This is a genomic window from Pedobacter polysacchareus, assembly GCF_019802255.1.
Classification (GTDB): Bacteria; Bacteroidota; Bacteroidia; order Sphingobacteriales; family Sphingobacteriaceae; genus Pedobacter; species Pedobacter polysacchareus.
This window is the reverse complement of sequence record NZ_JAHYSS010000013.1, coordinates 1-12,062: the sequence shown is the minus strand read 5'-3', so window position 1 is coordinate 12,062 and position 12,062 is coordinate 1. Positions and strand designations below refer to the sequence as shown.

8 protein-coding genes are annotated in these 12,062 nt (G+C 35.8%); 2 read left to right on the top strand and 6 right to left on the bottom strand.

Annotated features, from left to right (window positions below):
• Nucleotides 1–443: 443 nt before the first annotated feature.
• The 6 genes from K7X70_RS24310 to tcmP all read right to left on the bottom strand — a co-directional run bounded on the left by K7X70_RS24310 (nucleotide 444) and on the right by tcmP (nucleotide 10,328).
• Nucleotides 444–905 (bottom strand): macro domain-containing protein, encoded by a 462-nt coding sequence (locus tag K7X70_RS24310; RefSeq protein ID WP_222539520.1) that lies wholly within the window; start codon nucleotides 903–905, stop codon nucleotides 444–446.
• A 3-nt stretch (nucleotides 906–908) separates the two neighbouring features.
• Entirely contained in the window at nucleotides 909–6,026 is a 5,118-nt protein-coding gene (locus tag K7X70_RS24305) for a DarT ssDNA thymidine ADP-ribosyltransferase family protein (RefSeq protein WP_222539519.1), read from the bottom strand.
• A gap of 38 nt (nucleotides 6,027–6,064) precedes the next feature.
• Nucleotides 6,065–6,556, bottom strand: coding sequence for a rhodanese-like domain-containing protein (locus K7X70_RS24300; RefSeq protein ID WP_222539518.1), 492 nt, complete (start codon nucleotides 6,554–6,556; stop codon nucleotides 6,065–6,067).
• 332 nt (nucleotides 6,557–6,888) lie between these two features.
• Nucleotides 6,889–8,430 carry an SIR2 family protein gene (locus K7X70_RS24295; protein WP_222539517.1) on the bottom strand — a complete coding sequence of 514 codons (1,542 nt, stop codon included), beginning with the start codon at nucleotides 8,428–8,430 and terminating at the stop codon, nucleotides 6,889–6,891.
• A gap of 48 nt (nucleotides 8,431–8,478) precedes the next feature.
• Nucleotides 8,479–9,198: a DUF5131 family protein gene (locus tag K7X70_RS24290; protein ID WP_222539516.1), complete on the bottom strand. Its 720-nt coding sequence runs from the start codon at nucleotides 9,196–9,198 to the stop codon at nucleotides 8,479–8,481.
• Nucleotides 9,198–10,328 carry a three-Cys-motif partner protein TcmP gene (tcmP, locus tag K7X70_RS24285; protein ID WP_222539515.1) on the bottom strand — a complete coding sequence of 377 codons (1,131 nt, stop codon included), beginning with the start codon at nucleotides 10,326–10,328 and terminating at the stop codon, nucleotides 9,198–9,200. Before tcmP ends, K7X70_RS24290 begins: the two co-directional genes overlap by 1 nt.
• Before the next feature lie 178 nt (nucleotides 10,329–10,506).
• On the opposite strand from tcmP, the gene K7X70_RS24280 reads away from it, so the two are divergent.
• Both K7X70_RS24280 and K7X70_RS24275 read left to right on the top strand, forming a co-directional pair.
• Complete coding sequence (locus tag K7X70_RS24280; RefSeq protein WP_222539514.1) at nucleotides 10,507–11,514, top strand: hypothetical protein; 1,008 nt, start codon at nucleotides 10,507–10,509, stop codon at nucleotides 11,512–11,514.
• A gap of 88 nt (nucleotides 11,515–11,602) precedes the next feature.
• Nucleotides 11,603–11,944 carry a helix-turn-helix domain-containing protein gene (locus K7X70_RS24275; RefSeq protein ID WP_222539513.1) on the top strand — a complete coding sequence of 114 codons (342 nt, stop codon included), beginning with the start codon at nucleotides 11,603–11,605 and terminating at the stop codon, nucleotides 11,942–11,944.
• The last annotated feature ends 118 nt before the right edge of the window (nucleotides 11,945–12,062 follow it).

Below are 12,062 nucleotides of genomic sequence, written 5' to 3'. Positions count from 1 at the left end.
ACTACGTCTGACGGTTTTCTTTTCCTCATTTTTCATAATAAGTTGAGTTTGATGTCAACCTATTTTAGGACGGGGCAGTAAAAGTAAAAAGGCCGTTAATCATGCGATTAACAGCCTTTTGTACGTTTTGATTTTGAATCTGGTGATCCCGCTGGCATCAGAACCTAGTCCCGAAATCAACGTTTAAATAGTATCTAGTGTGGTTTTTAAATTCGACTCACCGAATCACTCACCACTTTTTTTATACGTTTTAACTGCAATTGGTATGTGTAAAAATAAACATTCTACTCTAATTATCAAAGTTAATTACTTAACGTATCTAGATCCAGGTGGTGAATTATTTCCATCTTACTAAAATTTCTTAATCTCCCCATGTAACCTCATTAGGCTTTTGGAAAAAACGGTCTGAAACTACTACTTGAAATTTGCATCCCATAGCCGACTTAAAATAGTTTATTTTCTATTGGCTGGTACTGAAGGTAAATCGTTACCGGAATTGTACAATGTTGCAAATAAGTAGTCATGATCCTCAAAGATGCTTCAGGGGCAATACCTCCATTACTTGCACCTAATAAGGGGAATGCAATGGATTCAATGTTGCGTTGCTGATAAGTTTGCATAAATTTATCAAGGCCTTTTTCAAGGAAATAAACTTTACTTGGATATCTCCAGTCGTACTTGGTTGGAAAATTTAATATCCAGTGCTGGTCGGTTTTGTATAGCCACAGTTTTCCTATATCTAGCAGCTTGTTCATGCAAATTTGTTCATATGCCATAAACATGTCAGGATACCTGATTTTAAATTGAAGAGCGAGGCCCTTACCCATAGCACCCATACAATTCACGGTATTAACCAAAGTCTGCGCTTCGCTGTCAAAAATATTTCCTGATTTTATTATTTCCATTAATTATTTTAAAAGCTTAACTACTTCTATGAGCGCTTTAAATTTAGTTTCATAATCTTCATTGAACAATAAACGTGTTTTATCAGCCAACATTTTAAGTCTGCCTTCAACTTGGATAAACAACCTTTTGCTAAGTGAATCATAGCCAGAGGCATCACATTGATAATAACAAATGAGGTTTTGAAGGAAATCACTCTTAGATATAGTCAATTTATCGCTCATTTCCCCAATTGCCATACTCGCTTCCTCACAGGTATAATCCGTGGCGGAATTTAGGTATTTACCAATGGGATCAGCATTAATAAGTACCCTCATTTTATGCATAGCATCATCCGTGATTGGGAAAACCCCACGCAGCCGTTCGAGTATCTCCAAAGTTTTGATATGCTGCATATGCCTGTTCCCGTCTGCCATAGCGGCAGGTTTGCCAATATCGTGTAGTGACAAGCAGAATATATATTCCTTTTCCGTGGCGAATATTTTTTGGGTCCCTGCAAAGTATTCAAGATAGTTATTCATAACGGCGATTGTATGCTCTTCGAGTGATAAACTATCAGGCCCGCCAATAGGCCTATCATAATAATAATTCAATTCTGGGTGTATCTTAAGTATATTGAGTAACCCGTCTATGTCACTTTCCGCAGATTCAAACCATTCCTGAAGACTTGCTCTGACTAATGTATAATCGAAATGATAATCGCTTGTATTGGTATGGATGAGCCACACACGGCCTTTATAGATATAGAACAGTTTATGTTCTATATTACCCAATTCACCTTTAAGCGTGATTGCATTGCCCGCGAGAGTAGTTATCCAGTTGCCGCTATTGTATTGCCGATTGATGTTAGCCGCAACTTCTTCCCATTGGGAGCCCGTCGAATGCTGGAGGATGAAATAACCAGGATGTTCTTTTGATAAAGATGCTTCGATGGAAGTATCCGTGGAACTTATTACCACTTTTGGATTCTCTTGATTATAAAAATCATCATTAATAATTATTTTATTCTCCCATTCCATAGCCAAATCTCCTAGCATTACCAGAAGGCTTTTTTTAACATTTTCATCCTGAACTACAAGCTGGTAGTCCAGTGTACTCAACTCCAGTTTATCTTTCACGAGAAATTCTTGATGGGCGGCAATACGAAACCGCTCTGGACCAAGTTCCGCCACCGTTTTATAAACACCATCAAAATCAAATTTTGAAATTGTTTCAATACTGTTACCGAATTCCACCTGGGGGGAAGCTAGTGAGCCAATGCTAACACTCCATTCATTTTGTTCTATGGCTTTTTCAATTGGAATGACAAAGAATACCGGTATTGGGCAAAGTGGATCGCTGCCTATTCTGCTTAGTGATTCCTTACCGCGCCCAAGATTCTCCACATAATGTTGTGTTGGTGTCTTAGGGCGAAAATAAAACCGTGCAAAAACTTTCCTCGCGGCATCGGTTTGAGCAATGATACCAGAACCGGCGCTATCCTTGAATACAGCATCTTGTCTGCTTTTTATAGCCCCTTCACGGATAATGGAAACAGCATTTTCAATATGGCTGAAATGGTAAATATTTACAGGACTTCCAGTGTTTTTAGCTTTCAGACCCTGTTTTAGCAAATAGGATGGATCATTATTACAGCTTTGGACTAAGGTCTTATTTCGTTCCAAGCTTAAATTCCAGTAGTATTGGTAATCGATATTTTGTTTTTGGGGAACATCATTATCCGGTGTTGGAAGAGGGACACCATGCTGGCCACTGTCATGACCATCAGTTGTTTCTTCGGATACTGGTGGCATCTCTATACCCTGTTCTTCAAAATGCTCTTTAATTTCTGATATTGATGATTTTAAAAGAAAAGCTACTTCATTATTGTATTTTTTTACAGGGAAAATATCACACAATTTATCAGGAAGTGCATACATCACTTTGTTGGAAATCCACGGAGTAGTTACATAAAGTTTATTATCATGGTAATGCAGTACAACTTTCTTACTCCAATCTTCGCCGTAGGTAATATTTAGTTCAGAGGCCTCTAATATTTCGATGGAGTCAAGTTTGTATTGCAGGTCATAAAGCATTTCCTCATAGCCGCTTTGTCTCTCTTTTTCCATCCACTTTGCCCAATAGGGCAGGATAGTTTGCAGTTGAGGTTTAAGTGAAGATTTGGTTAAATCCTCGGATGCCTTCATGCCAAATTGGTCCTGTTTGAGCACTTTTACCTTGAGAAGTGCCAGTAAATTCAGGATATCAGGGTGTCTTTTCGCATTTACACCCAGTTGAATAAAGCTGTAACTATTCCCAAATATTGAATTGTCCCCGTCAGCATAATAATGCAGTTCTCCTGTGGGCTTATAACTACCGCTAACATCCGACAACCTTCCTGTGACGGCCCATTCTTCAACTAATTCCTGCCTGGCTGAGTCCCAAGTTGTGTAGTCCTCCAAAAGATTTTCATAAATAGATTGTGTCCTTATTTTATTATCGCCGGCAGGATCTTCAGATAATTTTGTCAACATCTTAAGATAGTCTTGTAAATCTAAGCGTACTTTGAAGTTAAAGAAAGTACGCCAGTCCGCATTCAAGTCCGGCCCTTCAAATACCGGTAGATATTTACCCGACACCTTTATGTTTTCAGGTGTATTGAGGAAAATACTTGCAGAGTTTAAAGGGGTATTAGTGCTATTCGGCAGAGAATAAACATGGGTCGCGTACCATTTTAAATAGTTTTCTACCTCGTCACCATCAACCCTGCTTCGTTTTCCAGGGCGGCCATAATAGGCTGTTGCTTGCTTTTTAAGTTCAGAAGGCACTATGTTGGCAATTACATCGTTCCAAAAAATTTGTGCGAATGAATGACTTATCTCTGTATAATGAAGTAAGGTGAGTGTAATCAAGCCTTTCATCTCTTCAACCCAATAGGGATTTATGAAGGTAAATTTATGTTCCTGTCTGCTTAAATATTCTTGCTTTATGCCATACGTCAATAGAGTGTTATTAGGTAAACGTTTATCATAGCAAATTGTATCAATCCCCTCATTAACCCCCAGCAGCAAGAAAAATGCTTTCCATTGGGAGTGTGTATTTCCTTCACTTATATACTGATTACTAAGATAGATGTCTTCATTTAAAACCGGTTGCAAATCTAAACGAGGTCGGTATTCAGCAGAAAAATAGCATTTGGCCGCTGTTACAAGAGTTCCGGTAGTAGATAGTAACTTAAGGGGGGTTAGCAGTTTTAGCGTGTCAATACCAATATCTTGTTTGAAGTATAGACTGAAAATTTTTCGAATTGTCTCTACTGCATTTCGGGGAGTTATATAGTTGGCCGCATTGGGTATTATGGTTTTCTCTAGAAATGTAATATCAGTTTTCTCAACAACACCTAAAGCTTCTAACCAGGTTTTGGTTTTTTGGTCCGAGTCCAGCCATTGTTGTAGGTCATCATGGATGAATGAGATGTTGCTTGTTGCATCAACAACATCATCTGCTGAAGGAAAGAACACTTCTTTTGGTGACTTTAATTCGCTTTTATGATTCATGATAAAGGGCCAGTCGATAAGAATTGTATCGTTAACGTCCGCTATTTTTTCATTTTGGCTTACAGCCATTAAATGACTTATAAGCGCGATATTATTAGTGGCATTATGGCTTTCTATAAATTGAGGGTTTTTTAGCAAGGCTGGCATTTGCCCCCAGTGAAAGGCGGTAACGCCAATTTTCTTTAATTTTGAGGCATAGCCAATATTGGGCACAAAGGGTGTAGTGTGAATTTGCGTCAGTGCTTTATCAGTAATGATGAAATTTCTGATAGCTGTACCTCCCACAAAGTTTTTGCCAGACAGAAATGTGAAGTCAATAAGTGACTCTGGTATTCTTAAAAGATCTGAAGCAGTATTTATAACCAAAGGAATATTTTGAAAGCCTTGTTGAAGACTTTTATTATAAGCATCAGCCAAAGGGTCGGATTGTAATAATTTTGCTGGCAACAAATTATAGGCGTCATATTTCTTGTCGGAAACAAGTCCTGCGATCCATTTCAATAATTCGGTAGGGATGCAGCTAAAAAGCCATTCGTTCCATAGTGATTGCTTGTGTAGGTTTTCCCTATTGGCGACAGTATAGAATGCACCATTTACTAATATAGGTATTTTGTAGCCGTTTTCTTCAGTCGGTAAGTAAGCGTATAATAACTGCTCGTTATTTTCTAAAGCTGAGATACCTTCTGCCGTAACCTTAGCTGCCAGGGTAATATCCACCTTCTCGGCAACCCGGAGTTTCTCAGGCATATCCGTTTCGTTTTCGAGCTGTTCGGTTAGTTCGGTAGGTACTTTAAGCGTTATAGTATGCTTTAACCAATGTGCTTTTTCTATATTATTTACAGAAATTGTCGTTTCACTACTTTCATCCTCTGTAATTTTAATAATAACCTCCTCATCGGAAGCTATTTGTATTAGTTCAATATTCTTTAAAAACAGGAACATATTGACGTTCTTTATCAGGTCGTTAATTCCCTTCTTGGTTTCTTGAAACCTTTTTAAAGTGACTATTGTAGCAACCGTCCATGCACCTGAAGTTAGAAAGTGGTGGATTGGCTTATCTATTTCGTTGATTTCAGTAATAATTGGTATAAGTTGCCAAGGCATTTCAAATTTACGCGCGTTTTCGGCTTCCCATATTTCTTGGCTTTCTCCCCATTTAGATCTCCATGTATGTTTAGTATCTGCATCAAACTTGAAATATTCGCCTTCAGAAAATATAACGACATGATTAGATTGCCCGAATACTGCCTTAAAGCCGATACCCTTAAACCCGGTTTTATCGACTGCGTTTTTTTTTGTTCCATCATCCACCCCAGTAATTCCCCTGACATCTCGCGCATCGAATGCCTTACCTGTGTGTGCAACAACCAACTTGTCACCAAACAATTTTATGGCGACTTTTACCTTGGACCCATTAACAGAAGAATCGTCTGCATTTTGCAGTAACTCATAGATAAATCGTTTTGAATCACGATAAAGGTCAGAAGATAGGTATTTTAAGGAGGCTGCCTGATTAACGAGCTGACGTGCTAGTTCATAGTTGGTGTTCTCCTCAAATATTATTTTGATAGGTTCTAATAATGACATAATAAGTGAAAGTGTAATTGCCAGAAATAGGCTGTTGGTTATTTTGCGAGTTCTTCGTAAAGTCCGTAATAAGACGCTTTTCCGTTTTTGGTTTCGGTTTCTTTTTCAAAAAGCTCTCTTATTTGTTTTATTTTAAGATTTTCCATGATACCCGCACGCCAGGCTATCCAGACGTCATTTGGAATGCGTCCCTTACGTTTCCATAGGAATTCTTCGGCGCATAGATTAAAATAGTCTATAATCAATTTTTTGTGGTCATGTTCCAATTCTATAGATTCATCCAGTCTGAGGCCATTGATTAGATCATTGATTTGATCATCATAGCGTTCATTAAAACTTTTGAAAAGGTCCTTGAATATGAGATCGTTTTCGATTTTCAGTTTTAGAGTTCCGTAGTAAATGGTAGCCACGGAAGCAAGGGTTCCAATAAATGCATTTCCATTTATGAATTTAAATCCATAGCAAAGGATTGTAATTAGGAATAGTAGACCGCACAATAAAGTATTGCTATTTTTGTTAAGGAACTTCATAATGTTAAATAGAATTGAATTTTTTGTCTAGCAGATGATTAAAGTGTTTCGTTTTTCATAGTGAAATGTGCTTAATCTCTTTGCGTTAAAATCAGGTGTATTGGGCAATTTGTTAAGCTCAAAGCCTAACATTCTAAGAGTTAAAAAGAGGCCTTGCATGTAGTGTGCCTGTGGTAATGTCATATTCTGGAGCTGAAACAAACATATTATTTTCCGACAATGATCTTGATGCATATTATAAGCGTCTTGTGCCAAGTTTAAATGTAGGTTAATTTGTGTTTAATAATACGATAAATCAATGTGTTTTTTTTGCGATTAGATTTGACATTTATTTAGGCGAGACCAAATTCCATTAGTAAGGATTCTGGTTCAATTTCCTTATTTCCATATGCCATAAAATCATATGCACATAGCAACTTCCTGTAATGAGACTGTTTTTTATCTTCATGTTTTCTCAGATATTGCTCTACGTCGTCCAAATCAAACTTTGAATTCATTATACCCCAAAACATAGAGTTTTCTTTGGAACTGTTAGGTATGTTGCCATCTTCGAAAACATCCGCAATAGTAGTGTGTTCATGATGACACGTTACTGGGATTGACAGTAATGTGGTTTGTAGTTTAATCTTTTGTTGGGTCTTTAACTTTTCAGCACAGATTATCGAGTCATTTATTTCAGAAAATGCGCATATAGGGAAATACTGGTTGATAGAAATGGAATACTTATCAATAAATGAAAGTACTTGTGAATTAGATTCATCCAAGATCTTGAAATAATTCGCTAGAGTTTCTGTAATAGTCTGGAACTGGTAACTTATAGTTTTATCTGTTCCAATCGCTAATATTCTATCAGAGTTCTTAATTGAATCCAAATCTTCTGTAATTTTTACAGCTATATTGCCCCCAGAATAAATTTCCTTAACAATGGATTGCACCTTTCTAATATCCAACGCAGACACAGCTAATTGCAGGTTTGATAATGCTTTGTAAATGGCCGTAAAATTATCTGTTTTAATTTTATTGATTCTAACTGTAGAAAAGCCTTCCATATCTATATCATGTTCTGATATTTCAATGGAATCTATATCCTTTCCGTATTCAACCAATAAAAAGTTATCTCTAATTTTGGATGCTTGTTCAGAATTTGGCTCAATGTAAGTGAAAATGGTTTTTAATATGCTTTTTATATTCTCATCTCCAATCCCATATCCCATAAAAATTATTGGATTGTGTATAAATAAGGATAATAGTTGAGCTCTGATTAGCTCATATCTGTCGCTGAAGTTTGAATAATCCTCAGTAGTAATGATCATTTTTCCAGCATCAGAAGAACATCCGTGAATTTTATAAACAGATCCATATGGATTGCTTAACAAAATGTCATTGCCTATCAATTTGGTGAAATCAAACGTCTGCTCGATGAGTGTATCATAATTAGTCGTTATAATTGAGCCTATATTTTTTCTTATTTTTTTAAGTTCGGCCAACTCTGCTTCTTTTTCTGGTTTTGTAGTGATTTCCGAAAAAAGATGTGATATATAGATTTTAAATCTGCTTATATTGATATTTCGCTCCATGCTTTCATAAAAAGCGTCATTAACAGCTTTAAATCTACCATTTCGATCTGCCATTAGATCTTTATTGAATTCCTTTTCTAAAATACTAGCTATTTTGTCAAATTTATATCGACCATTTTCTTCACATTGAGCTTTAATGTCTAGGTAGTATTCGTTGTTTCCTTTTAAATCAGATGATATTTTTGCCAATAGTCCATCCCATGTATATGAATTTTGCAAATATCTTAGACTAATACCTGTTCCAATAAATAAAACTGGGTGATTTCTGTATTGGGATATGAAATCCGTTATGTTCATAGTAGAGTGTTATTTTTGGAGCAATAATTTATATTTTTTAGTCTGATGTTAGTAGCTGTTTGTAATCAATGGCATAGCGTCATATGTTCTTCCATTTAGAAGTCTTCCTGCGGCTTTTTTGTTTTTTCCTCCCCATTGTTTAAAAAAGAAAGGAACATTAGCCTCCTGACATTGAATTCTAATTTCCTCTACCCAAGTTTCCTTCATTTCTCTTGCCTTAAAACCACTTTCACCACCAACAATAACCCAATGGATTCCTTCTAGATTCAAATCTGGTAAACTACCTAATAATGGCTCTAAAGATAAAAATCTAGTATGAGCATTTACTCTTTGAAGAAATGGAATTCTTTCTATAACTCTGTCATCCTCTACACTAACACCAATCCAAATATTTGGGGTGAAATCTAAATGTTTAGCATAATCCTCAAGAACATCTCCTCTCTTTGTAAGAACTTGGTAAGTATGTTGTGGAGTATCGTTCATTACCTTAAAAACACTTTTAACATATTCTAAAGGTACATCTTTGTGAAATAGGTCACTCATTGAGTTAACGAAAACTAATTGAGGCTTACGCCAAGTATAAGGTACGAGAAGTGTTGCAGGGTGAATTCGAAATTTAAATCCTTCGCTATATTTCTCTTGCCCCATTCCTTTCAAACGCTTAGTCATAGTTTCTGCATAACAGAATTTACAGCCAGCAGATAGCTTATCACAACCTGTTGTTGGATTCCAGGTCATCTCAGTCCACTCTATTGATGATTTTGCCATTAATTAAAATTTAAAATACAGTTGTCGGATATAAGAACGCTTTTTTTATGATTAACACCATCCGTAAAGTTAACTTTTACTTTATCCTTATTAGCCATATGACGCAATGTTTCTAAATAATGAGACCAACTAAAAATTGTATTTTGCTGATGCTCATCAAAAAGAGCTTTTGAAGTAATTTGTTGACCTTTGTAGTCGTTTTCGATCAAAGAAGATAGCACTTCAATATTTTGATTCCCAAAGTCGAAGCTTTCTGCTTGATTCCTCTTTTTGGCATCAAAAGCATAATTGTTTGCATTAATTAAGGTGGCTCCGATATTATCATAAGCATGGTAAACTTTTTTTATCAATTCATATCCCTTCTGGTTTTTAGTAAAATGCACTATGAAATGACTTGTTCCATTACTGTCTTCCTCTTGAAATCGGAATGCACAATGGTAAAGATTTACACCAACTGCTTTAATAAATTCATTTGCTAAATTATTCATTATTAAGTTTAGTCTATCTTGAACAAGAGGCGCAGCATACTGTCTGTCTTTTCGCAAAGCACTAATTGTAGTAGGAAAAAGCGCCTGCATCATTTCGTCAAATTTCCCAACAGCTATGGCTTGATTAATTCGCTTTATATTTACAAATAAGAATAACTCATTTCCCCAATGACTAATAAACTTTGCAAGCGTTAATGTATCTATTCCCTTGTATCCAAACGGATCGAAGAATAAAAGCGTTGGATTGGGATTTCTTCTCTCAGGCTCCTTATTTAAAAATTCACTGATCTTACTGTCTTCCCCAACAGTTCTATTTCCAAACCTTGGAGGAATTGTAAATGCTTCTTCGTCAAAAAATTCCTTAAAGTTTTGTTCTAATTGTTTTGAATAATTTTTGTCATTAAATATCAATTGAACCTTCTTACATAACATTGGGTCTTCTGCACAAGCTTTGGCAATTAACAAAGGTGTTGAATGTTTGTTATCCCCATATTTACCAGGCCCAGCAAATAGATCAAGATATCTTACGCTTTTTTGAGGCCTTTTTAATAAGATCTTACAATATTGTGGGAAATATTCTGATACTATTTTTGCTTTGACCTCTGATGAGATTGTTTGCGTTTCGAAAAACTTATCTTCCATAGTGAGATTGCGATAATTAGATTATAGGTTAACTATCAAATATATAATTTTTTTTGACTATTTTAGAAAAGTGCCCTTTTTTAACGATCAAACTTAACCATTAAAATAATTAGCGTTAAGGAAAACTATTGATTTATACACGTCGTGTTCATACAAATCACAATATAGAAATTACTCTATGCAGAATCTAACCAAATTCTTAGCCTGTTTACAGACTTTTGATCTTCGTATCATTGCAAAAAGAGAACAGAAAAATCGAATAAATGAAAATGAAAAGAAATCTTATAGTCTTGTACATGAAACGCAGTATTATGATTCATTTAGTTATCGGAGTGAAATTAGGGTACTAAAAGATATGGCACTGATCGATTTGTTATCTCTAGATGATACGAGGATAAAAAGAGAACATGTGCAACTTAAAAAAGTAAAGGAGAGATTTAAACTGTTTTGGACAAACTTCCACTCCCAATACAACGAATTTAATACAGAGTACCCCAGAAATTATATATTTTCAATTCAACTGCATTACTTGTTCATTGTGAAAAACCTACAGCCAGATTACAGCGATATTTTTATTGGGGATGAGTTTGTGGAGAGTCTGAACGATTCAGTCAAGATTAGGGAGCAGTATTTAACCGATCTGATTAATGAGGTAGAGGAAATCTTGTATCCTCGTGAAACCTTCGAGAAATGGAAAGCAAAGTTGGAGAAATCGGAAATCGATAAAAAAGATCGTTATGATCTTCCTGTTAAAATGCCCTATAATACAGGTGCAGGCTTGCCAAAATTCAATGCAGAGTTTACAGATGTTTTCCTGAAACTGATGGAAAGCTATTTTTCAGAAGCACATCATTTACAGCTTTCCTCATTAATCAATACCAATACTGCACCTGAAAATCAATTAACCTTTAAAGGAAATGGAAATCAGCTTGCAGATGCCTTTAAGCAGCTTTATGAAGCTAACCTGATTGTTGGGTGTCTGAAATCTGATCTCGAAAAATGGATTAACACATACTTTGTGTATGCTACGGGAGAAAACATAAAGGAATATACAGAAGGTTGGTTAAGCGCTATCATTTCTTCGGATACCAAGTTTTGTAAATCGCCAATATTAGAGATTAGAATGAAAGAAAAAGTTCCTTCAATTATCCCGACCGTCCGAAACAAAAAAAACAGTAAGTATTAGTAGGGTAACAGTAAGGATGCCGTTTAACCTGTTGTAACCCTACAAAGTAAGCCAGTACCATTGCAGTATAAAAACAAAATATACTGATATGAAGTACACATTTGAACAACTCCCACTGGCAATTAATACGCTCCATGACAAAGTGGATAGTATTAAAGAACTCCTGCTACAAACTCAACAGGAGCAAGATTCACCTTGTTCCGAATTATTGACGATTCGACAAGCATCTGAATTTCTTAACCTTTCTGTACCGACGCTATACACCAAAGTAAGCAGAAGGGAAATCCCTGTAAATAAGCGTGGCAAACTGCTTTGCTTCTCTAGGAAGGATTTATTGATTTGGATAAAATCTGGGAGAAGGAAAATCATAGAGGAAATTCAAAGCTCCATCAAACATAAGTTAACAGAAGAAAACCCGCCACCGCGATAGGCTGATTAGCTACATAGTCTACTAAGCATATATCTATATAGTGTCTTGTCCGGAAATAGCTTTACAGTTTTTGAATGATTTTAAATAAATTAAATTATGAAAATTGTAAACCGTTATT

Excerpts from the sequence above, each read along its gene's own strand:
- K7X70_RS24310 (WP_222539520.1), bottom strand. The coding sequence starts at position 905 with ATGGAAATAATAAAATCAGGAAATATTTTTGACAGCGAAGCGCAGACT.
- K7X70_RS24305 (WP_222539519.1), bottom strand. The coding sequence starts at position 6,026 with ATGTCATTATTAGAACCTATCAAAATAATATTTGAGGAGAACACCAAC.
- K7X70_RS24300 (WP_222539518.1), bottom strand. The coding sequence starts at position 6,556 with ATGAAGTTCCTTAACAAAAATAGCAATACTTTATTGTGCGGTCTACTA.
- K7X70_RS24295 (WP_222539517.1), bottom strand. The coding sequence starts at position 8,430 with ATGAACATAACGGATTTCATATCCCAATACAGAAATCACCCAGTTTTA.
- K7X70_RS24290 (WP_222539516.1), bottom strand. The coding sequence starts at position 9,198 with ATGGCAAAATCATCAATAGAGTGGACTGAGATGACCTGGAATCCAACA.
- tcmP (WP_222539515.1), bottom strand. The coding sequence starts at position 10,328 with ATGGAAGATAAGTTTTTCGAAACGCAAACAATCTCATCAGAGGTCAAA.
- K7X70_RS24280 (WP_222539514.1), top strand. The coding sequence starts at position 10,507 with ATGCAGAATCTAACCAAATTCTTAGCCTGTTTACAGACTTTTGATCTT.
- K7X70_RS24275 (WP_222539513.1), top strand. The coding sequence starts at position 11,603 with ATGAAGTACACATTTGAACAACTCCCACTGGCAATTAATACGCTCCAT.